Genomic DNA, 22414 nt, shown 5'->3' with positions numbered 1-22414 from the left:
GCCTCACGCTTGTAGCTTGTTACCGCTTATAAGCTTCCAGCCCTGGCTTGATGCTCTTGTCGTCGAGGAATTGCTTCATGCCTTGCTCGCGCCCGCCTTCCTTGTCCAGCAGTCGTGACTGATCGAGTTTGGCATACAGGTAGTCTTCGTTCTGCTCCCAGGTCAGTTCGCGGCAGCGCTTGAAGCCGTGCTTGGCGGCGCGCAGTACCACCGGGTTCTTTTCCAGCAGATTGAGGGCCAGGTCGATGGTCACCTGACGCAGTTGTGCCAGCGGCACGCTCTCATTGACGAGCCCCATTTCAGCGGCTTGCTTACCATCGAAGGTCTTGCCGGTCATGATGTAGTAAAGCGACTGGCGATGACCCACGGTATCGGCCATAGCCTTGCTCACCAGGTTGCCAGGCGGTATACCCCAGTTGATTTCCGACAGCCCGAAGGTCGCTTCATCGGCGCAGATCGCCAGGTCACATGCCACCAGCGGGCTGAAGCCCCCACCGAAACACCAGCCGTTGACCATTGCGATGGTCGGTTTGGCGTACATGCGCAACATCTTCCATTGCCACTGGGAGGCCTCGCGACGGATTTTTTCCTGAAGAATCTCCGGTCCGGCGTCCACCTCACGAAAGTACTCCTTGAGGTCCATGCCGGCAGTCCAGGCCTCGCCCGCACCGGTCAACACCAGAACACCTGCGTCGGGATCCTGCTCGAGTGTTTCCAGCACATCGATCATTTCACGGTTCAGGGTCGGGCTCATGGCATTGCGCTTTTCAGGCCGATTGAGGATGACCCACGCGATGCCTTGCTCGATCTCGACCTTGACGGTTTTCCAGCGACCTTCGTACTTGCTCATGGCGATACTCTCTTGTTCTTGGCTTGACGATAGCTCAAAGCTAAACGGCAAATATAGTTATGTCAATTAACTGTTATAGGTATTAATTAAAAAATCGGCACTCCGCCTGCATACACTGGTCACAGTGACGTATACCCCATAGCTATCGTTCGCTAACCTCGGCAAACTGATCGGCTGATTGACCCACCCCATCAAAAGGACTGCACTTTCAATGGCCAAGCCATCCGACATTGCCGACATTTGCCAGGCCTCCGCACAGGTTGCCGAAGCAGCTTTGCCAACGGATTCTGCGCTGGATGATCTGATCGGTTATGCCATGCGCCGGGCACAGCTCAAGCTGTTCCAGAACCTGATCGGACGTCTTTCCGCCCACGACCTGCGCCCGGCGCAGTTCTCGGCGCTGGCGATCATTGAGCAAAACCCCGGCCTCATGCAGGCGGATCTGGCCAAGGCTCTGGCAATCGAGCCACCCCAGGTCGTCCCCTTGCTGAACAAACTCGAGGAACGCGCGCTGGCCGTGCGGGTTCGTTGCAAGCCGGACAAACGCTCGTATGGCATCTTCCTCAGCAAGAGCGGCGAGACATTGCTGCGCGAACTGAAACAGATCGCCATCGACAGTGACCTCGATTCCACTTCAGCGCTGAATAACCAGGAACGTCAGGACCTTCTCAGGCTGCTGAAAAAGGTTTACCAATCGTAAAAATCCGTCATCGACGGCGATTTTTGCCGTCGATGACGGGCTGATTACCAGAGCGGCAAGCTGTACTGGACAATAAAGCGCGTCTGGTTTTCATCGCGAAAGGCGGCGCCTGCGGGGAAGTCGTTGCGATAGATCGACTTGCGCGCCAGCAGGCCTATATTCTTCAGCGGGCCGCTCTGAACGACGTAGCCCAATTCCATCTGAAACTCACGCTCCTTGCGATCATCGGCATTGAAAGCGGCCAGTTCGATGTTGTCGCCGCGCACATAACGCAGGCGACTGCGTAACCCGACAAGCCCCACGGCAGTGAAGTCATAGTCGTAAATGGCTTGCCAGGTACGCTCCCTGGCATTGAGAAAATCAGAACTCATGGTCATCTCGCTCAACCCCATCAGTTCGGTACCCGACACATAGGGTGTAGCGGTATCGCCGCTCGAATGCATATAGCCAAGGCTGACGCTGTGCCCTCCCCACTTGTAGCCCAGCAGCGCCGACAGGTTCTGGTTATCCACTTCTCCGGCTTTCGCGCTGCCCGTGTCGCTACTGAAAAAGCTGCGCAGATCAGTGGTCAGCACGCCATCGCCGATTGCCATTTTGTGCAATAGTGCGAGCGTGTTCTGAGTATAAAGATCAGCCACCTCAGCGTGATACGCGCGTATGCTGAGCTCCTTGTTGACCTGATAGTCGCCCCCGGCATAAACCATGTGCGATGACGTTGCTGCACCATTGAAGCGTCGGTTCGGCGACGCGATGGTCATCGCCTGATAGTTGCTGGAGTCGCGCTTGTTGACCCGGTCGATATAGCCGGCATTGAAGGTCAAGCCTTCGATGTCCTTTGAAGTCAGCGTCGTGCCCCGAAAGGTCTGTGGCAACAGGCGCGAGGGGCTGGCGAAAGCAAACGGCAGAAAAATCGACACGTCGCCCGTCTTGATTGTGGTTTCGCGGAATTTAAGCTTGCCGGTCAGCGCCAGTCGGGAATACTCGTCAGCAGCCCGTCCGTCGCTGACTGATACCGGCAATAGCTCGGTTCCGCTGCGGTCTGGCGAGGAATCAAGCTTTACACCCACCAGCGTTCGCGCATCAAGACCGAAGCCCACCGGCCCTTCTGTAAAGCCGGATTCGGCGTTGATAATGAACCCCTGTGCCCACTCCCGTGTGGCCGTTTTGGCGCCATCGTCCTTGTAATCACGGTCCATATAGTAATTGCGCAGCGTCAAGGTGCCGTGGCTGTCTTCCAGAAACCCTTGAGCCTGTGCGGGGTCAGGTATAGCGCTGACACCCAGCAGGCCCAGCGCAAGACCGCAATTTTTTCGACGGAAAAAGAGAGTTGACACAGCTCTTGCTGCACCACGAGTGAGCGTTGGCATGTTGGATGTCCACTTATTGTTGTTGTTTTTGGATTCGGTCCGGCGCTGGCCGCCGGCCCGTGGACGGAGAATTGGAGGATTTCGTATCGACGTCAATCCAGAGTGACCGATAATCGAACATTAATAATATTAACTACTTGACTGTTACTCTTTAAATCCCAACCTAACTCAATGTTTTAAAAAGAATAATTCCTGCTTTTATTGAAATTTATGGGCGGATTCATTTTTTAGTTATTTTTGTTACCTTGATCAGCACCTGTCACAACGCCGTCGTCGGCGCTCGGGAACAGGCTTTCTTCACAACAAAAACAACAATGAGGCTTGCCATGAACAGTCCGTTGCGTCGTTCGACGCTGACCATCGTCTTGTGTTTTATCGTCGCACTCATCGAAGGTTTCGACCTGCAGGCTGCCGGGACGGCGGCTGCGGGACTGCGTCAAAGCTTTGCCCTTGACCCGAAAATGATGGGCTGGGTGTTCAGTGCCGGGATCATCGGGCTGCTGCCGGGCGCTTTTTTTGGCGGCTGGATTGCGGATCGCATCGGCCGCAAGAAGATTCTAGTGAGCGCAGTACTGCTGTTTGGGGTCTTCTCGCTGAGCACCGCTTATGTCGAAAGCTTTTCTGCCCTGTTGCTGGTGCGCTTCATGACCGGCCTGGGGCTGGGGGCTGCGCTGCCCAACCTGATCGCCTTGTGCGCCGAAGCTGTCGGCGAACGCCATCGCGGGCTCGCCATCAGCGTCATGTACGCAGGCGTTCCGCTGGGCGGTGCTCTGGCTGCGGTGGTCGCGATGTTTAGCAGCGAGCACTGGCAGACAACTTTCATCATCGGCGGTCTGGTGCCGTTGCTGGTGGTCCCGCTGATGATCATGTTACTGCCCGAATCCAGCGCCTTTAAACAGCAGACCACTGCCAGCGCTGCGCGGCATTCAAGCGCCAGCGCACTGTTTGGCGAAGGCAGAGCCCGCACGACGCTGGCCTTGTGGGTCGGCTACTTTTTTACCCTGACCGTCATGTACATGCTGCTCAACTGGCTGCCGTCGCTGTTGATCGGCCAGGGTTTCAGCAAACCTCAGGCGGGCCTGGTGCAGATGCTGTTCAATATTGGCGGCGCGCTGGGCTCGCTACTGGGCGGGCTGTTGCTGGATCGCTGCAACGGCACCAAGGTCGTGCTGTTCGTCTACGCCGGTTTGCTGGCTGCGTTGGCGGGCGTGGGCGTGTCGGTCGGCATCGTGCCGATGGCAATTGCCGGGTTTGCTGCCGGGGTATTTGTCATGGCTGCGCAACTGGTGCTGTATGCGTTGGCTCCTCCTTCGTACCCGACTTCGGTACGTGCCACCGGTGTCGGCGCTGCGGTAGCCATCGGCCGCCTCGGCTCTGTGGCCGGCCCTTTGGCTGCCGGGCATCTGCTCGGAGCCGGTGCGGGAACTGCTGGCGTACTGTTGGCCACCTCACCCGGCCTGGTGATTGCCGCACTGGCGGCGATCACGGTGCTGTCCAGGTCGGTCGCCCTCGAGAAGCGTGAGCTCAAGGCTGCGGAGTCGAAATGATCTGGTCGCTATGTCCATCGTCATGCACAAGTCTTGAAGAGCCCGAAAACATAGCTGAAATCCCGGCAGTTCTCGTTCCCACGCTCCGCGTGGTAATGCATTTCGTGACGCTCTGCGTCACATTGCAGCCGTGATGCATCATTCAATCCGGCCCGAGATACAGGCAGCACCAAAGCCTGAGACTGCTTCGCCCTTGATACCGCGCAAGGCTGCAGATTTGTGACGCGGAGCGTCACCCAATGCATGCCAACGCGGAGCATTGGCACGATAGTCATCTGGATAACGCCGAGCACTCTGCGTAGCGCCAGGAACTGCACGCTACGCATTGGCCGATAGCTATAAGACGAGTAATGCCTTACAGCTTGTGCAGAAAATTCAGCACCAGCTTGTTGCCTTCGGTGCGGTTTTCCGCGCCCTGTTCGAAGTAGCTGTTGACCGTCAGGACGTTCTCCTTGCTGAAGGCATACAGGAAGCCGGGGCCGATGGCCCAGACTTTTTCCTTGCGGCCACTGACATCATGGCCATCCACCTGGGTGTCCGTGAACTGCTTGAGCCAGTAGCCATTGATACCCAGCGAAAGCTGTTCGGTCACTGCGTATTGCACGGTCAGGTTGGCATGCAGCGCCTGACCTGCCTGAGTGTCGGAGACATTGCCGAACCCGGCTTGCGGGTCGTCGTTCTTGCCGTTCCACAAGTACATGAAACGTCCGCTGGCCGACCATTTTGGGGAAAACCAGTAAGTCGCGGCGTAGTACGGGTTGAACGACCAGAAGTTGCTGCCAGGGTTGATCGAGCGATTGCGATTGTAGGCACCAACCGGGATCGCAATGTCCGCCTCGATACGCTGGGTCAACAGCGGGCTGCCGTCAGCACGAGTGATCGTCGGTAATTGCAGAAACGGGCCGATGATCACATCACCAAACCCTGCGCGCGAACTCAGCACGGTGTTATCCAGACCATCGTCCACGTCGGCATGCGCCAGCGACGTGTTGATTGCGGTAATACCCGGCATCGCGCCATTGGCCAAAGGCTGGCCGACGTAAATCAGCTGCGTGGTCACGGCCAGTACATCCACATCCTGCTTGGGAAGTTGCAGTTTGTCGCCATTCACGTCATTGAAGCGATCGGCCCTGGCGTAGTTAAGGTACTCCTCCAGATACCAGCCTGGCCCTGCCGGAGCTGGCGATCCGTCGTAGAAGCTGGTGTTGCCCAGATTAAGGCCGGGCAAGTCATAGGCATGGACGGTTGATGAAAGGCCGATGATTGATACGGTCGCAACGGTACGCAAGATAGACTTGGGCATCTTGTGATTCCTGTACTTATTGTTGTTGTTTTTCAATATCCCCGACGCCACGAGCGTGTCGTCGGGGTTGCACCGCTTGCAGCCATTACACGTAAGAAGCTGCCAGCCCTCCGTCTACCGGCAAGTTGACACCGTTGATCCAGCGCGATGCGTCGGAACACAAAAACGCAATCACCTCGGCCACCTCGTCGGCCAGCGCAGGACGCTTCATGTGCAAGCCGTCACGGGTAACCCGTTCCTGGCCGACCATGCTGACAAAATCCCCCAGAATAGGTGTGAACACCGGGCCCGGCGCGACGCAGTTGACACGCACCGACTGCTCGCGAAACCACTCTTGCGACTGCTGAAAGCTCCAGACAATCAGCGCCTCCTTGAAGTACTGGTAACAGGTCTCTTGAGCGACCGGATTGGCTGCCAGCCACGCCTGCCCTTCGCTGTAGCTTTCAGTGGCGGCCAGCGCCTTGTGCAACTCCAGCCGTTTAACCCATTGGTCACCAAGTATCGACGATACGTTGACGATACTGCCGCCCGGGGCCATGCGCGGCAGCAAACACTGGGTCAGATGGCGCAGCCCCAGGTAATTGACTCGGGCGACCGCCTGAACCGGCGCAGTGCCGGGCACGCCGGCGATGTTGCACAGGGCGTCGATCTGTCTGGGCAAGCGCTCGACCAGCGCATTGATACTGTCAGGATCAGCCAGGTCCGCCTGGAAGAATCCGTCCACGGTCAGTTGCGGTTCATGACGATCGATGCCAATCACTCTGGCACCTTGAAAGCGCGCCACCCTCGCCAGCTCAGCGCCAATTCCGGAGGACACACCCGTAATGATCAGTGTTTTATTATTCAGGTTCATAGTCACGCGCTCTTATTGTTGTTGGATCACGTTTTGTCGTTGCATCACATCACTATTTACAATAAAGCATGGAAGTCCAGGCACACTCAGAATGGATAGGTCGGCGCCTGATTCTTTACCGTCACCCACTGCCACTGGCTGTACTCCTCCCAGTCTGAAGGGCTGCCTGCGCTGCAGCCGTTGCCCGACGCTCCGCGCCCGCCGAACGAGTTGATGCACTCATCGGCCACGGTCTGGTCATTGATGTGCAGCATGCCGCACCGCAGTCGGTCGCCAATCGCCGTGGCGCGGCCCACATTCGGGGAAATAACGGCAGCGGCCAGACCATATTCAGAGCGATTGGCCAGTTCAATGGCTTCCTCATCGGTGGAAAAGCTGACCACAACGGCCACCGGGCCGAAAATCTCCTCCTCGAAGGCACGCATACCGGGCTTCACGCCGCTGAGCACTGTAGGGCGATAGAACAGGCCCTCATATTCGCCGCCGGTTTCCAGCTGCGCACCGGCTTGCAGGCTGTCGCTGACCACCTGGTGGACGTGCTGCAACTGGCGTTTATTGATCAGCGGCCCCAACGCAGCTTCCCCGCGTGCCGCATTACCGACCGTCAACGCCCGCGCCTTTTCTGCCAGCTTGCGGGTAAGATCGGCGACAATCGATTCGTGAACCAGAATCAGGCCGGTGGCCATGCAGATCTGCCCCTGATGGAGCCAGGCTCCGAACGCTGCATTGCTGGCAGCCAGATCAAGGTCGGCGTCTTCGAGAATGACCAGCGGGTTTTTGCCTCCCAATTCCAGCGACACTTTCTTCAGATTGCGCCCGGCAGCCTCGGCAACCTTGCGTCCGGCCGCAGTTGAACCGGTAAACGTGATCATCTGTACATTGGTGTCGCGGCACAGCGCTTCGCCCGCATCCGCCGCCCCCGGCAACACATGCAACAGCCCTTTGGGCAGCCCTGCTTCCTCGAACAGCCTGGCAATCAGAAAACCGCCACTGATCGGCGTCTGCGGGTCAGGCTTGAGCACCACGGCATTGCCAGCGGCAAGCGCAGGAGCAACCGAGCGCATGGACAGCACCAACGGAAAGTTGAACGGCGAAATCACCCCCACCACACCGTGTGCGACGCGCCGTGCATAAGACAGGCGACCGGCAGCGCTGGGCAGCATCAGACCGTGACCATGAGCCTGCGAAAGCATACCCGCGGCCTGGCGCAGCAACACAATGGCCTCATTCACTTCGTGCTGGCCCTTGTGCAGACTGCCGCCGCTCTCCCGAGCCACATACAAAGCCAGTTCATCGAACGCGCAGACCGCGTGATCAGCGGCCAAGAGAAATATTTCAGCCTTTTCACGAGGTCCCAGCGCCGCCCAGGCAGGCTGGGCAAGCGCAGCTTCCCGACAGGCAACGGCGATATCCGCCGCGTCAGCCATGGCAGTGTTCATCAACAGCTCGCCGGTCGCAGGCTCGATGACAGGCAATAACGGGGATGAGGAAGGAATCCAGTCGCCATTGAATACACATTCGGCTTCAATCGCGCGGTGCAACAGGGGGGTGCTATCAGACGCTGACATATTCAGACTCCGGCTTTTATGGTTGTAATCGCCTGCTCCACTCCAATGGACAGCACGCGCCGTAAACAGGCCTGAGCAAAGCCTGTGCCGGGATTGCAATCAGGTTGTCATATAGTCGCTAAACCGCTCTGGGACAAGGCTTTTCGGCAACCTCATTAACTGAGCAAACATCAAGGACCGGAAATCCTACGCGGCCGAGCTTGTTCATTTGATGAAGTTATGTTTATTAATCGAGTCATGATTTGATCATTTAGACCAATGCCGGGCCGAGGTACAAGAATGAGAATTCCTCACTGCGAGCTTCCCGACCACAGCGTCTCCACTGAGCACTTCCTGCCTCGCGGCGACAGTAGTCAGCCAGACGCCAGTGGCTCGCCCACCGCCGAGGAATTGACCGGTTGCCTGTTCTTCTCGCCTGACGATGGGCGCATCTGGCTCAACGATCAGCGCATGTTGCTGCTGCACACCTCATCGTTCGGCACCTTGCGCCGCGAGATCATCGAGCGTCTGGGGCAGGAGCAGGCACGCGGAATGTTCACCCGCGCCGGTTATCTGTCTGGCGCGCGCGACGCCCGGCTGATTCGCGAACGCTGGCCACTGGCTGATGCCACATCGGCGTTTCGTGCCGGTACGCACTTGCACACGCTGGAAGGCATGACCAAGGTCGAGCCGTTGCACTTCAAGTTCGACGCCGAGTCCGGGTTCTACGAAGGGGAGTTTCTCTGGCACCACTCCTGCGAAGCCGACGAGCATGTTGCGGCATATGGCATCGGGCAAGATTCGGTGTGCTGGACCGAAATCGGCTACGCCACCGGTTTTGTCAGCGGCCTGTTCGGGCAGATGGTGGTCTTCCGCGAAGTGGAGTGCCGCGGCATGGGCCACGCGAACTGCCGGGTCGTTGGCAAGACCGCGGAACAATGGGGCGACGTCGAACGCGACCTGGGCTACCTGAGCGTGGTCAAACCAACTGCCCCTGAACAAACTCCTCCACTGGCAAAAGCGAATCATGACACAAGTCCGCCCACCGGCACCGAGCAGCCGCTGATTGGTGCCAGCGCCGCATTCAACGCCGCCACCCAGGCACTGCAGCGTGTGGCAATGACCCCGGCAACGGTACTGATCAGCGGTGAATCCGGCGTCGGCAAGGAAATGTTCGCTCGCCAGTTGCACCAGCTCAGCCGCCACCGCGAAGGCCCGTTCGTGGCGCTCAACTGCGCAGCCATTCCCGATAACCTGATCGAAGCCGAGCTGTTCGGTGTCGAGCGTGGGGCATACACCGGGGCGACGCACTCAAGGCCCGGGCGTTTCGAGCGCGCCAATGGCGGCACGCTGTTTCTGGATGAAATTACCTCCCTGAGCCTGGCCGGGCAAAGCAAACTGCTGCGTGCCCTGCAGGAGCGGGAGATCGAACGCGTCGGGGGCGGCCACGGTATCAAGGTCAATGTTCGGGTGGTGGCGGCGACCAACGTCGACTTGCGCAAGGCGGTGGCCGATGGCGAGTTCCGCGAGGACCTGTTCTACCGCCTGAATGTTTACCCGATCACCCTGCCCCCATTACGCGAACGCCGTGATGACATTCCGTTGCTGATCAACGCCTTTCTCAAAAGATTCTGTCAGGAGTACGGCAGGACGCCGGCCGGCTTGACCATGCGAGCATTGAAGACGTTGCTGCGTTATGACTTCGCCGGGAATGTGCGCGAGCTGCAGAACCTGATCGAGCGTGGGCTGATTGCCAGCGACGAGGGCCAGGCCATTGATCTGGTGCATATCTTCCGCAACGAGTCGTTACCGGAGGACTCCTACTCGTTGAACCCCGAGGGCACTTTGCGGCAGACCTCTGTTTCAGAAACCCGGCAGTCCTCGACTGCCAGACTGCTGGACACTTTGGGGCAGTCAGGCCAGGCATTCTCCATCGACGACCTCGAACAGCGCCTGATCCACGAAGCGCTGGACGAGAGCGAGGGCAACCTGGCGGCCGCCTCGCGTTTACTGGGCCTGAGTCGCGCCCAGTTTGCCTATCGTCTGAAGAAACAGCAGCCAGGGGGCGCCTAGATCGGCAAGGTGCTCACCACACGCAGGGCAAGCCCTTCGTAGGCATCCAGCGTGATGGTGAACTCGCCCTGATCGGTCAGATCGCCCTCGACCCGCTCGTTGATGATATCGACCACCGGACCCGGCGCGATGCCAGGCAGGTGCAGCGTTTCGACAATAGTCTCTGAGCTGAAGTTGAGCGCGGTGATCTGCGTGCCCTTGCCGGCAGGCAACTCGTGCACCATGACCAACAGCCCTGGATGCTCGACGTCGGGAATCAGAATCTGGCGGCTTGCTGCAATGTCGTAGGCGCGGCGCACAGCAAGAATTTTCTTGAGCTGCGAGGCAAACGAATCGGGTCGCTGGAGCTGACTGACCAGGCTGCCATACAGCGTCTTCGGACGCGGCATGTCACCAGCAGAAAATTCAGCTTCCGGGTCCAGATCCACCAGATCGTAGGCACCCCGATGAATCCAGCGAGTATCACCGTCCTGCATCAGGTGGTCGACCTGCTCGGCCGGCAGCGTCAAGGCGCCGACCAGGTCCCAGCCCGACAAGGCAAACACTCCCGGCTGCATGGCGTTGTACATCACCAGCAGCAGGTGGATGTGCTGGATCTGCTGAATGTCTGCATCGCTGATCGTGCTCAGATCACGAATGCCCAGCGCCGCGGTGATGATGCTGGCCGTCGTGCAGGAGACACCATTGGTGACGAACTTGAGGTTGTACGGCGCGTGTTCACCGGACAACTTCTCGTACATCTCTTCACGGATGTGCTCGCGCAGGATATTGCCCGGGAACGTCTGCCCCTGGTAATGGAAGGTGTCATGGGCGTGCAGCGTCCAGAAATGCACCAGCTCCAGAGTCAGCTCATCGTGGTTCTGCAAGGCATGGATCAGCGATGCCGGATCGATGCCGTACGCATGCACCTGACGCAGCATCAAGCGCAGGAACTCGGTGGTGCCGGTCAACAGTGCATGCTGATAGGCCGGTCGCGTGATGAAGTCGTAGGACAGGTCAGCGCCGCCCTGCCCCATGGACGCGATGTCATCGATGGTCAGGTTGAGTTCCTGGAAGCTGAAACCGCCTGCCTTGCGGATCGCACCGGCCAGTAGCTGGTTACCGGTGATCGACAGCGGGTGGCTTTCCGACCAGGCAGTGCCTTCGGCGCGACGCTCGACACCAAGGAAGCCGTTGGCGTCCAGACGCAGTACTCGCGCGCCCATCACATCAATGGCATGCAGCGCGTCACCGATGATCATCTGCTGCGCGGCAAAACTTGGGTCCAGCCAGTTCAATGAAGGCTGGCCGTCCTTGAAATAATGCAGGTAGACCCAGCGGCGGGCCTTGCCATCGACGCCATGCACCACATCGGTGGCGCTCCAGTCGGTTTCCTTGACGCCAGGCTCGAAGAAAATCACCCGTTGCAACTGACCGACGATGTAATGCTTGTCGCGTAACTGATCGACCACATCGGGCATCAGGTTGACTGCGTCGCGACCGGTCGGCACTTCAGGTAACAGCGGCCAGTCTTCCTCACGGATCTCGACCATGTGGAACAGGCCTGGGTAATCCTCGTACGCCAGCTCGGCAAGACGGAAGTCTGCGCCCTTGCCGGTGTGCGACGGGATGATGTCATCGATGATCACCGCGTTGTGCGCTGCAGCGATGCGCGACAGGCTCAACAGTTGTGCTTCGGTGCCCAGATCAGGGTCGATGCCGAAACTGATGCGGTCGAAGTTGCCATCGATACTCGGAGTCCGCTCGCGGCCTTTCAGCCCGCCGGACAGCTTCAGCGGGCCGTTGTGAATGCCCTGAATGCCGATCTCCGACAGCGCGTGCCACAGGGTTTCATCACCCAGCGCTTCCAGCACCGAACCACCTTCGCGAGTGACGATAGAAGCCGGATAGGCGGTGAACCAGACTGACGCAATGGCGGATGCATCTCTGGGACGTGCAAGGGCGAAAGGACGCTGCCAGAGCCTGCCCTGCCCCGAATAGGTCTTGGCGCGCTGTCTTGCGGCATTAAGCATCGATTGCTCGACCAGCCAGTCCACGTACTGCTTGTCCGGTATCGTCATAGCGTCCAGTCTTCCTCTCGAATCGGCGACCTGAGACGCTCCGCAGGCGGAGCGCCCTGAATGTATTGCTTACGGATATGAGCCCACAGGGCCCGATTCGTTGCATTCATGTCGCGGTCTGACGCTCGCCGACCGTGCTATGACGAAGTTTTGCGGCATCAATAAGGTTGAGGGATGGCAACAGGAGGCTTTTTCAGTGCCTGAATCACCGCATTGGCGGCATTGGAAAGCAGCGAGGCCGGCCGCGCCACCACACTGATGTGCCGCATCACGGTCAGCGGCAGCGGGATCGACTCCAGCTCACGGAAGCGCCCGTTCAGCAACGCCCTGGGCAGAATCGAAATGCAATGGCGCTTGGCGACCAGATCCAGAAGTGTGTCCAGACAGGTCAGTTCGCCGCGTTGACTGAGCCGCACCTGCGCCGATGCCAGTTGCTGGTGCAAACGCTCGACCCCAGGATGCCGCCAGGCCACGTAACGTGACGCCTGCGAAAGCTCGGCGAAGCTTTGCGGCGTTACCTGTTTGCTGCGCGCCGCCACCAGCACGTAATGGTCCGACCAGCAATGATGCTCGAGATAATGCTCATCCAGGACAGTACCGGGCAGGATGAGGATGTCGGCTACTTCCTTTATCAACGCGTCCAGCGAGGGGTGTTGTTCGGAGCGGTGCAGCACGTTCAAGTGAATATCGGGGTAGTGATGGGCGAGAAAGTCCAGCGAGGCGCTCAGGCTGGTCTCGAGGATATGCGAGTGGTAATGAATGGTTACGCTGCCGCTGACCCCATTTTTTTTAGTTGTTCGAGTGTGGCCATGATGTTTCCGAGGGTCTGGTTGATGACCTTGCCTTCAGGGGTGAGGGTGCAGCCCGTACGGCTGCGAATGAACAGGCGTTTTTCAAAAAAATCTTCGACTTCCTTGATGGCATAGCTGATGTTCGACTGGCTGCAGCCCAGAATGGCTGCGGCCTCCGAGAACGAACCGTGCTGGGCAACGGTTTGAACGACTTTGAAGAAATGGGTTTTCATGTGTCCTGCACTCTGGTTTTGCAAAGGTGGGTGCGGCCCTGCCGCTGAGCCGAAGGCTCGGGAATACAGGAAACCCCCGCTGAAACACCGAACTGGCCGGGATATCGGCCGTTCGAATAAATGTCTCAAGCGGGGGTAAAGCGAACGCTGGCTATCAGGTTGAAGGCGTGGCTATGCACATTTCGGATGCACGGCGTCTTCAGGGGTATCCGCAGCGGAACTGAGTGGCTCAGTCGTTCTCGGTCCAGTCGAAATCCATTTGCAGCGCCGTGCGTTCGGCCAATTCACGACTGTGCAGGCGCTCTACCAGGTGAAGGCTCATGTCGATACCGGCGGAGATACCTGCCGATGTCACAAATGAGCCCTCGTCGACCCAGCGCAGGGTGCTGAGCACGTCTACCGAAGGGAACATTTCCTTGAGGTCGTCAATGTCTTCCCAGTGCGTGGTTACTTGCTTGCCTGCCAGCTTGCCGGTCCTGGCCAACAGAAAAGCACCGGTGCACACGGCAGCCACAACGCGCCCGGGTTCTGACTGATCGCTGATCCAGTGAATCACGTCGGGTTTTTCCAGTTCGGCAGTCACGACCCCGCCCGGGACGATCAGGCAGTCGATGGCCGGATGGTCGTTGATCGAAAAGTCCGGATCGACCTTGAGCCCGGCGCGGGCACGCACTGGTGCGGTGCTGCGCCCGATGGTGAACACATTGAACAACTGCCGGTCATCGCGGCTGTTGCGAGCATGCATGCGTGTTGCGGTGGTGAACACTTCGTAGGGGCCAGCGAAGTCGAGAACCTCGACGTCGTCATAAACGTAGATACCGATATTGAGTGGCACGAGTTGGCTCCAGGGCCTGCATGGCAGACCACTTGCATCATATTAAGGTTTAAGCAGTTTCAAGCGGTGACAGGGTGCAGATTACCCAGTAGCATCACGCCAAACTACTGGCTGAAATGCCAATATCCGGTAACATCGCGCCATGAAAAATCATCTCGTTGTCGCACTCATCTACAACCAGTTGTGCACCTTCGAATTTGGCTGCACGGTCGAAGTATTTGCGCTGAAAAGACCTGAACTGGGGGTCAACTGGTACGAATTCGCGACCTTCCCGGTCGACGATGGGCCAATCACCGCCGCCGGGGGCATTACCATCGTGCCAACGCCTGGCGAAGTACTGCTGGAGAATGCCGATACAATCATCGTGCCAGGCTGGCGCGGAGTGGAGTCCGCAGTTCCGCAGCGGCTCATCGAACAGCTCCAGGCTGCTCATGCACGCGGCGCGCGGATCTGCTCGATCTGTACAGGCGCTTTCGTTCTGGCCGCGGCCGGTTTGCTCGACGGGCACAAGGTCACCACCCACTGGCGCTACACCGACCTGCTGGCAACCATGTATCCGGGCCTGACCATTCAACCCAACGAACTGTATGTGGACCAAGGCACTATCGTGACAGCTGCGGGCTCGGCCGCAGGGCTGGACATGATGCTGCACCTGGTGCGCAACGATCACGGCTCGCGCGTTGCCAACATGGTGGCGCAGCGCATGGTCATCCCGCCTCATCGCGAAGGCGGGCAATCGCAATATGCGTCCCGGCAACTGGTGTCGGCCAGCGACGGGCCGATTTCTAACCTGATGGACTGGATCCGCAGCGATCTGCAGCGCCCTCACACCATCAAGGAAATGGCCTCAAGGGCGGCGCTCAGTACCCGCACCTTGCACCGCAGCTTTATGGAAAGTACCGGCCTTACGCCTTACGACTGGCTGCTCGGCGAGCGCATTGCCTACGCCAAGGAATTGCTGGAATCCTCGAAGCTGCGTCTCAACGAAGTGGTGGACCGCGCCGGTTTCGGCTCCGAAGAGTCTTTTCGCCGACACTTCCGCAATCTGGTGGGCATCAGCCCGAGCAGCTATCGCAAGCAGTTTGCCCGGGCGTGACCTCGGGCCTGGCGTAGACCGCATCGACAAGCGTATCGGCAAACTCACCCCACGCGCCCGCAACAGCCGTGTTGGTCAGGACGACCATGCTGAGCGCAGAAACCGGATCAACCCAGTAATGACTGCCATACAAGCCGCACCACGACCAGGTCCCGACACCCTGTTGCTGCCCCCGCACCGCAGCGGGATCGGCAAGGATCATCGGCCCCAGGCCGAACTTCCAGCCAGGCCCCCGACTGGCGATGGTCATGTTTCCAATCGCGTTATTCAGCAAGCGCTCGGTACCGAAGGCGCTCAATAACGGTGCGCCCCCCAGACGCAGGCACTCAAGCAGCCGAAGGTAGTCATCAGCCGTGCCCAGCATGCCTGCCCCGCCAGATTCATATGCACCTGCGTCAAAAGCCCGAGCCGATGACAGCCGCGCCTGTCCGCTGTCGAGCAACAACACATCGTTGTCACCGATACGCTGCGGGCCGTTGACACTGTCCTTGTAGGCGCTGGCCAGCGTTAGTTGCTGGTCGTGCCTGAAGGAAGTCGCATCCATGCGCAAAGGAAGGGTGACCCACTTGGCAACAGCCTCTGACAACGGCATGCCGGTGGCCTGTTCAATCACTGCGCCCAGCACATCAGTGCCCAACGAGTAACCCCAGGCGCTACCCGGCTCAAACAACAGTGGCAGGCGCGCCAACCGGGTCAGGTTTTCCGGTAGATCGAACTGCACCCAATCCAGCCCGTCCGACACCCCTGCCCGCTCATAGGCATTACCGGGCGTTTGTTCGAAGCCGTAGCTCAAGCCGCAAGTGTGCGACAGCAAATGCTGCAGTGTGATGACAGGCTCACGGCCGCTGACCAGCCGTGGGCGAAAGGCTGGCAGCCAGTCCGTTACCGAGGCTTGCAGGTTCAAGGTGCCCAGTTCGCAGAGCCGCAACACCAGCACCGAGGTCAACAGCTTGGTCAGTGACGCCAGACGAAAGCGCGTACTGCGAGCGACCGGAATCTGTTGCTCGCGATCTGCCCAGCCGAGTGCGCTAGCGTAAACCAGGCGTCCCTGCCAGGCCAGCAACAGCACCCCGCCAACGATCCGACGCTGGTCGATGAAGCGTTGCCAGACCTTATCGACACGCTGCACGGCGGGCGCATTCAAGGCAATCATCGCTCACAGGCCTTTCACTGCACGGCTGAAGATCTGCGCATACGCCTCGGCCGAATGACGAATCGGATTGGTGTGCGAGCAGCCGTCGGCAAATGCCATGCGTCCGACCCGCTCGGCGTCGCGAGCATCGATACCGATTTCGCCCAGCGTATGCGCAATGCCGATCTGCTCGCGTAGCGCCAGTAACCAGTCCATTACCCCGGTAAAACCGGGCGTGGGCAACCGCAGGTAAACCGCCAGATCATCCATTTGCTTCAGTAGCACCGAGCGATTGGCCTCCAGCACGTAGGGCAGCAGAATCGCATTCAGCAAGCCATGATGCTGGTCGTAGAGCGCCCCAAGGCTCTGAGCAATCGCGTGTACGCCGCCCAGACCGCGCTGAAACGCGGCGGCACCCAGGCTGGAGGCCACCAGCATCTGCTGCCGCGCCTCCAGGTCCTGACCGTCAGCAACAACCCGAGGCAAATATTCCTTGATCATCTGCATGCCCTTGACCGACACCGCTTCGGCCATCGGGTGCCAAGCCGGTGAACACCAGGATTCCATGCAGTGAGTCAAGGCGTCCGCACCCGTCGCGGCAGTCAGGTGCGTTGGCAGGTTCAGGGTCAGCGTGGCATCCAGAATCGCGATGCGCGGCATCATGCGAATGTGCAGGATGGTGCGCTTGACCTGTGCCTGCTCATCGGTAATCACCGACGCACGCCCCACTTCAGAGCCGGTGCCAGCCGTCGTCGGCAGCGCAACTACCGGCGCAATACCGTCTGGATCGGCGCGCAGGTGGTTCTGACCGATGTCTTCGAAATCCCACAACGGGCGGGTCTGGCCTGACATCAGCGCCACCGCTTTGGCAGCGTCCAGCGCCGAGCCGCCGCCAAACGCGATGACGCCGTCGTAGCCACCGGTTCTGTAGGCGTGCAGGCCCTCGGCGACGTTGGTGCCGGTCGGGTTACCCTTGACTCGGTCAAACAGGCCGCAATGGCCTAATTGGCTGCGGCAATCCTCCACGGCGCTGGCGATCATATCGGTGCTGCCGAGAAAGCTGTCGGTAATCAGTAACGGCCGTTTTATGCCGGTCTTCCGGCAGGCGTCGACCAGTTCATTGACGCGTCCAGCGCCTGCACGGATTGAAGTCGGGTAGTGCCAGTCGTTGCTGTGCATGTACGTAGTCCCTTGCAGGTTATTTCAGTAAAAGAAGTTGGCGGGCAGCAAACCGATCAGCAGGCGCAGACCGAAAGCGATCATGAAAAGACCGGTGACGATATCGATGGCCTTTTTCATCCGTTGATAGCGCACCTGCACGGCAGGGATCGAAAACAACGTGGCCAGCAGCACGAACCAGGAAATTGCCAGCACCGCGATGATCGATACACCCGCAGTGCGCACCCACATCGGCATGCCCGGCGTGGTCACGGTGGTGAACACGCTGGTGTAGAACGCCAACGCCTTGGGATTGGTCAGGTTAGTCAGCAGGCCAAACCGATAGGCGCGGCTCAGGCTACCGATGCCCAGCGCACCGATGTCCCTCGGTTTGGGCTGGCTGCCGGCACTGCGCAGGCTCTTGGCGCCGAGCCATGTCAGGTAAGCGCCGCCCAGCAATTGCAACGTCGGCTGCAGCCACGGCAACTGCTGAAACACAAGCCCTAACCCGGTGGCTGCCAGCAAGGCCCAGAGAATGCTGCCCGAGGCGACCCCCAGCCCGGCACAGATGCCCTGCTGCCGTGACTGGCTGAACGAGAGCTGGGTGATCACCAGGAAGTTCGGGCCGGGACTGATGATCAGCACGATGAACGCCCCCGCCAGCGCGGTCAGTAAAGTGACTTCATACATATCAGTAATTCCTTTTTAATCAATAAGTTAAATAGCTTTATTAAACCTGAGCGTGATGCAACTTGAAGTGTGCTTTCCCAGCGTCTCCAGGCATGACTCGACCGCCCTGCGCGCTTCGATCAGTGCATGGCAGGTCGGGTCAGGCGTGGGCACGTAGTGGTTGTAGAAGGTGCAGCCTTCTACGGCCGGCCCCAGAACCCAGAGCCGCTGCTGCACAGAACCATCGCGGCCAATGGCACGAGCAGACTCATCGGTTTCAATACCGTCGGCAGGCCAAGCGTGCGCAGCGCGAATCAGCCCTTGCTCGTACAAATCACTGATCAGCCCCGGGCCATTGCCCGACAGACCGCCGTGGGCGACCCGCGCGCCAATCATGCTGTCGGGGCGAAAATCGGCCCTTTGCACATCGTCCATCGGCGGCAGGATCGTCACGACGCCAGCCTCGATCAGCGCCAGCAGATCTTCCTGGCGCTCCTTTTGCGGCCCGCCGACCAGCCGGTTGCTCAACCCGGCCCATACGCCATAAAACTCCAGGGTCGACGATTCAGTCAGGCCGTTGCGATCTGCGATCAGGCGCAACAGGTCGCGATAATCTCGCCAGACCTCCAGTGCCTGGCAGATCGGACTGCCTGCCGTGCCCAGGCGACTCAGCGCCAGGTCCCGTTTGATCCAGTCGACGAACCATTGGCCATACGCGCCTTGCGCACCCGACCAGCGTTGGGTCAACAGCCACTGCTCAGGGTCAAATTCACCCCACAGCTCGGCCAGCCGCTCAAACGCTGCCGGTCTGGCGGTTGACTCGCTCAGCAGACGCTGCACCGATGCCAACTGCGCTGGCGCATCGAGCCGGACCCTGGCCTGATAAAACACGGCGCGCATTTCATCCTTGATCAGCGGCAGCACATCGGCCCGAAAATCCAGTCGCCCGCCCTCCTTTTGCTCGCGCAAACGGGCTATGGCGGCAGCGGTGAAGAACAGCCTCGGCAATGCGGGCTGGCTGGAGGCTTGCCATTGCGGCCGTGCATGAAACGGCAGCCCTGTGCGCGAGTACAGGAACACCTTGGGCTCGCGTCCGGACGGCAGATATCTCCAGCCTGCAAAGCCGCTATCGCGCACGTAGCGCCCGCCGCGCCCTTGAGTCAGGTGAGCCAGCGTGTCCATCGCAGTCAGTCCCAGCCCCTCGATGGCCACAGTGTCGCCGACCTCCAGTTGCGCGCCGGTTTCAGAGGCGTGCCCGCTGGTGAGGAACACCGCATCGACATCCATCTTCAGACGTCCAGTGCACAACCTGAAGCCGGGCGTTTCCAATAGTGGCCGACAGGTGATGACCTGCTCGGCGTGATAGCGCACCTGCACGTGCGCCGGGCAGCACTGCAGGAGCAAGCGATAGCTGTCCTGCAAATAGCGCCCGAGCAATGCGCGCGGCAAAAAGTCGCCAAACGCCACCGCTCTGCCCTGCCCGTCCGTGCTGACATGGCCGCGCTCGTCAAGGCGCACATCCTGACTGCGGCACCATTGCAGAAAGGTCGGACCTGGTGGCGCGCAAGCCGGGAATGCGGAAGAAAACGCGGATAACTGGCCGGCCATGGTGTTGAGCATCAGGTAATCCGGCTGCTGCGCATGGTGCAGCCCGCTGCCGGGTGGTTGCGGGTCGAACACTTCGATATTCAAAGGCCGATCGGCATGGCGACTCAGGCCGATCAACTGCTCCAGAATGCTCAAACCACGCGAGCCCAGACCGATAATCGCTACGGTATGCGTCTGCACGGCCATCACCAGCGCTTCGACTCAAAGAAGAACTTCGGCACCGGCAACGCGCTGCCTTCGGCCACTGCCTGGCGATACACGCGCTGGCCTACGGCAAGGTCCAGTACGCCGAGACCGAATGGCGAGAAGATCGAGGCCCGATCCGGGCTCAGTTCCACCTGCCCGGTCATGAGTTGCGCCAGCGTCCCGGTGATGAACGATCGGTCCTGATACTGCTGCACGGCGAGGTCAGGTGAGGTCCGAGCCTTGAGGCAGTGCTCAACGTCATCAAGAATGTTATTGGCCTGCGCGATGACGTCCGGGCCCAGATCACGCAACGAAATGTTCAGCAGCAATTGCCCTGGCCGAAACAGCGGCTCCAGCACATAAGGGCTCGGCGCGGTGGTAGCGAACACCACCACGTCAGCCTGCAAGGCGGTCGGCAAATCGCTTGGCTGACTGTTCAACCGATGTCGACTGGCGGCATGCTGCACCAACGCCGATGCCGAGTCCTCGTGTTGATCGAAGACGTTTATTGCGTCCATCGTCCAGCCATCGCTGACGAACATGTCGAGGATGGTTCGGGCAATGAAACCGGCACCGATGAACGCCATTCGTCCGACGTGGCGCTGATGACGGTTCATCCAGCGCGCACCGAGCACTGCCGAGGCTGCCGTGCGCATGGCGCTGATGCGTGAGGCTTCCAGGCAGGCAAAGGCATAGCCGGTCAGCGGGTCATTGAGGATCAGCACGGCTGAAGCGCGTTGCAGGCCCGTCTCGATATTGTCCGGAAAGCTGGATATCCACTTGATGCCACTGACTGCCTGCTCGCCAGACAGGCTGGCGGGCAAGGCAATGATCCGATTGGCCGGTGCCTCGGGAAAACGCAGAAAGTAACTGTCGGGGTTGATCGTGCGTCCGGCCTCGTGAGCCAGATACGCCGCCTGCACATCCTCGATGCAAGCCAGCGGATCAGCCGCCAGCAGGCGCGCGACCACTTCGCCATCGACCACATGAAACGCCGCCTGCTTCAGGCGCTCGGCAGCCAGCCAGAAGGTTGAACACTGCTCCTGCGCAAGCGAGCTTGCACCTGAAGGCGCTGTCACCGACCCACCGCTTTCGCGAGCAAGCTCGCTCCCACAAGGGCTTGCGCACGCGCAGACAACAGATTCACACACATCCTGTGGGAGCGGGCCTGCACCCGAAGGCGTCGCCACCGACCCACCGGTTTCGCGAGCAAGCTCGCTCCCACAAGGGCTTGCGCACGCGCAGACAACAGATTCACACACATCCTGTGGGAGCGGGCCTGCACCCGAAGGCGTCGCCACCGACCCACCGGTTTCGCGAGCAAGCTCGCTCCCACAAGGGCTTGCGCACGCGCAGACAACAGATTCACACACATCCTGTGGGAGCGAGCTTGCTCGCGAAGGCGTTTTCACGCTTCCCGGAAATGTTGCAGCCTCTGATGAGGAAAGATCCGCCAGGGTCATGTTCAGCACTTCACGGCCAAAACGCTGCTCGACCCACTGGTCATCGTAGAGGGTGTCCAGATAGCGCTCGCCCCAGTCTGGCGACAATGCCACGACCACCGAACCCGGCTCGATGCGCTCGCGCCAGGCATGTACCGCAGCGATTACCGTCGCGGTGGACCCGCCAACCAGCAAGCCCTTGCTGCGCGCCAGAATGCGACACATGGCGACGGTACGGGATTCCGGAACCATCTCCAGCGCGTAAATACCATCAGCCTTGAAGATCGGCGGATGCTGGCTGGTACCCAGCCCCGGTATGAAGCGACGGCTGGCCGGAGTGCCAAAGGTCACCGAACCGACGCTGTCGACGGCAATGATTCTGGTGCTCGGGTGATGCCGCTGAAAATGCTGGACGCAGCCCATCAGCGTGCCGGTGGTCCCGGCACCGACGAACAGATAGTCGACATGACCGAAGTGCTGGCTGATCGAGCGTGCCGTGGTCCGGGCGTGAGCACGCGGGTTGGCCGCATTCTCGTATTGATTGAGCCAGACGTATCGCGGGTCGCTGGCGAGCTTTTCCCTGATCAGCGCTATACGCGTTCCCAGAAACCCGCCGTTGGCATCCGGGGCCTGGACCTGAATCACCTCGGCACCGTAGCTGCGCATCATGCGGATGTTATGGCTGGAGCTGTTGGGGTCGACCACGCAGGTAAAGGGTATCGCCCGCTCAGCGCAGATCATCGCCAGCGCCACGCCAAGGTTGCCCGACGAAGATTCGATCAGAATCGTGTCAGGGCCCAGCAAACCCCGGGTCTGAAGGTCATTGATCAGCCCTACGGCGGTTTTGAGCTTGATCGAGCCAGCCGGGTTGAGTGATTCCATTTTCAGGAAAAAGTCTGCGCCCAGGCCAGACACCTTGAGGAAGGTCTGATCGTGAACGATGTCGCAAAGAGAGTCGTACATA

The 22414-nt window shown here is 59.7% G+C and carries 18 protein-coding genes; 4 read left to right on the top strand and 14 right to left on the bottom strand.

Annotated features, from left to right (window positions below):
• Nucleotides 1-19: 19 nt before the first annotated feature.
• Nucleotides 20-850, bottom strand: a complete 831-nt coding sequence (locus AO068_RS22480; protein ID WP_058409488.1) for a p-hydroxycinnamoyl CoA hydratase/lyase — start codon at nucleotides 848-850, stop codon at nucleotides 20-22.
• Between the two features lie 211 nt (nucleotides 851-1061).
• On the opposite strand from AO068_RS22480, the gene AO068_RS22475 reads away from it, so the two are divergent.
• Complete coding sequence (locus tag AO068_RS22475) at nucleotides 1062-1550, top strand: MarR family winged helix-turn-helix transcriptional regulator (RefSeq protein WP_058402865.1); 489 nt, start codon at nucleotides 1062-1064, stop codon at nucleotides 1548-1550.
• 44 nt (nucleotides 1551-1594) lie between these two features.
• Here AO068_RS22475 and AO068_RS22470 read toward each other — a convergent pair whose 3' ends face one another.
• Nucleotides 1595-2917, bottom strand: coding sequence for an OprD family porin (locus tag AO068_RS22470; RefSeq protein WP_058409487.1), 1323 nt, complete (start codon nucleotides 2915-2917; stop codon nucleotides 1595-1597).
• Nucleotides 2918-3243: 326 nt separating this feature from the next.
• Here AO068_RS22470 and mhpT point away from each other — a divergent pair, with 326 nt between their 5' ends.
• A complete protein-coding gene (mhpT, locus tag AO068_RS22465) occupies nucleotides 3244-4464 on the top strand; it encodes a 3-(3-hydroxy-phenyl)propionate transporter MhpT (protein ID WP_058409486.1) in 1221 nt (406 codons plus the stop codon).
• Nucleotides 4465-4819: 355 nt separating this feature from the next.
• Here the strand turns inward: mhpT and AO068_RS22455 are convergent, their stop codons facing one another.
• The 3 genes from AO068_RS22455 to AO068_RS22445 form a co-directional block, all read right to left on the bottom strand.
• Complete coding sequence (locus AO068_RS22455) at nucleotides 4820-5767, bottom strand: SphA family protein (protein ID WP_058409484.1); 948 nt, start codon at nucleotides 5765-5767, stop codon at nucleotides 4820-4822.
• A gap of 85 nt (nucleotides 5768-5852) precedes the next feature.
• Nucleotides 5853-6620 carry a coniferyl-alcohol dehydrogenase gene (locus AO068_RS22450; RefSeq protein ID WP_010212026.1) on the bottom strand — a complete coding sequence of 256 codons (768 nt, stop codon included), beginning with the start codon at nucleotides 6618-6620 and terminating at the stop codon, nucleotides 5853-5855.
• An 86-nt stretch (nucleotides 6621-6706) separates the two neighbouring features.
• Entirely contained in the window at nucleotides 6707-8188 is a 1482-nt protein-coding gene (locus AO068_RS22445; RefSeq protein ID WP_058409483.1) for a benzaldehyde dehydrogenase, read from the bottom strand.
• 279 nt (nucleotides 8189-8467) lie between these two features.
• Here AO068_RS22445 and AO068_RS22440 point away from each other — a divergent pair, with 279 nt between their 5' ends.
• The gene (locus AO068_RS22440; protein WP_058409482.1) at nucleotides 8468-10240 is read left to right on the top strand and encodes a sigma-54-dependent Fis family transcriptional regulator; all 1773 of its coding nucleotides are present in this window, start codon (nucleotides 8468-8470) and stop codon (nucleotides 10238-10240) included.
• On the opposite strand, the gene treS is transcribed toward AO068_RS22440, so the two are convergent.
• The 4 genes from treS to AO068_RS22420 all read right to left on the bottom strand — a co-directional run bounded on the left by treS (nucleotide 10237) and on the right by AO068_RS22420 (nucleotide 14159).
• The gene (gene treS / locus AO068_RS22435) at nucleotides 10237-12300 is read right to left on the bottom strand and encodes a maltose alpha-D-glucosyltransferase (RefSeq protein ID WP_002553446.1); all 2064 of its coding nucleotides are present in this window, start codon (nucleotides 12298-12300) and stop codon (nucleotides 10237-10239) included. The genes AO068_RS22440 and treS overlap by 4 nt on opposite strands.
• A 158-nt stretch (nucleotides 12301-12458) precedes the next feature.
• Entirely contained in the window at nucleotides 12459-13028 is a 570-nt protein-coding gene (locus AO068_RS22430) for a LysR substrate-binding domain-containing protein (RefSeq protein ID WP_235592545.1), read from the bottom strand.
• A 35-nt stretch (nucleotides 13029-13063) separates the two neighbouring features.
• Nucleotides 13064-13324 carry a helix-turn-helix domain-containing protein gene (locus AO068_RS22425; RefSeq protein WP_002553444.1) on the bottom strand — a complete coding sequence of 87 codons (261 nt, stop codon included), beginning with the start codon at nucleotides 13322-13324 and terminating at the stop codon, nucleotides 13064-13066.
• 229 nt (nucleotides 13325-13553) lie between these two features.
• A complete protein-coding gene (locus tag AO068_RS22420) occupies nucleotides 13554-14159 on the bottom strand; it encodes a DJ-1/PfpI family protein (protein ID WP_005734627.1) in 606 nt (201 codons plus the stop codon).
• Between the two features lie 142 nt (nucleotides 14160-14301).
• Here AO068_RS22420 and ftrA point away from each other — a divergent pair, with 142 nt between their 5' ends.
• Nucleotides 14302-15255: a transcriptional regulator FtrA gene (gene ftrA / locus AO068_RS22415; RefSeq protein WP_002553443.1), complete on the top strand. Its 954-nt coding sequence runs from the start codon at nucleotides 14302-14304 to the stop codon at nucleotides 15253-15255.
• On the opposite strand, the gene AO068_RS22410 is transcribed toward ftrA, so the two are convergent.
• From AO068_RS22410 to sbnB, 5 genes are read right to left on the bottom strand one after another with little or no spacing between them, the layout of a single operon-like run.
• On the bottom strand, nucleotides 15215-16408 hold the full coding sequence (locus tag AO068_RS22410; RefSeq protein ID WP_058409481.1) for a serine hydrolase domain-containing protein: 1194 nt from the start codon (nucleotides 16406-16408) through the stop codon (nucleotides 15215-15217). The genes ftrA and AO068_RS22410 overlap by 41 nt on opposite strands.
• 3 nt (nucleotides 16409-16411) lie before the next feature.
• Nucleotides 16412-17566, bottom strand: a complete 1155-nt coding sequence (locus AO068_RS22405; RefSeq protein WP_058409480.1) for an iron-containing alcohol dehydrogenase — start codon at nucleotides 17564-17566, stop codon at nucleotides 16412-16414.
• A 24-nt stretch (nucleotides 17567-17590) separates the two neighbouring features.
• The gene (locus AO068_RS22400) at nucleotides 17591-18235 is read right to left on the bottom strand and encodes a LysE family transporter (protein ID WP_005777086.1); all 645 of its coding nucleotides are present in this window, start codon (nucleotides 18233-18235) and stop codon (nucleotides 17591-17593) included.
• Between the two features lie 27 nt (nucleotides 18236-18262).
• The gene (locus AO068_RS22395) at nucleotides 18263-20008 is read right to left on the bottom strand and encodes an FAD/NAD(P)-binding protein (protein WP_058409479.1); all 1746 of its coding nucleotides are present in this window, start codon (nucleotides 20006-20008) and stop codon (nucleotides 18263-18265) included.
• Nucleotides 20008-22413: a 2,3-diaminopropionate biosynthesis protein SbnB gene (sbnB, locus tag AO068_RS27485; protein ID WP_080394807.1), complete on the bottom strand. Its 2406-nt coding sequence runs from the start codon at nucleotides 22411-22413 to the stop codon at nucleotides 20008-20010. Before sbnB ends, AO068_RS22395 begins: the two co-directional genes overlap by 1 nt.
• Nucleotide 22414 lies beyond the last annotated feature (1 nt).

It is taken from the genome of Pseudomonas sp. ICMP 3272 (assembly GCF_001466905.1).
GTDB classification, from domain to species: Bacteria; Pseudomonadota; Gammaproteobacteria; order Pseudomonadales; family Pseudomonadaceae; genus Aquipseudomonas; species Aquipseudomonas amygdali.
The sequence above is the reverse complement of the archived record's forward strand: the minus strand, read 5'-3'. Positions and strand labels throughout refer to the sequence as shown.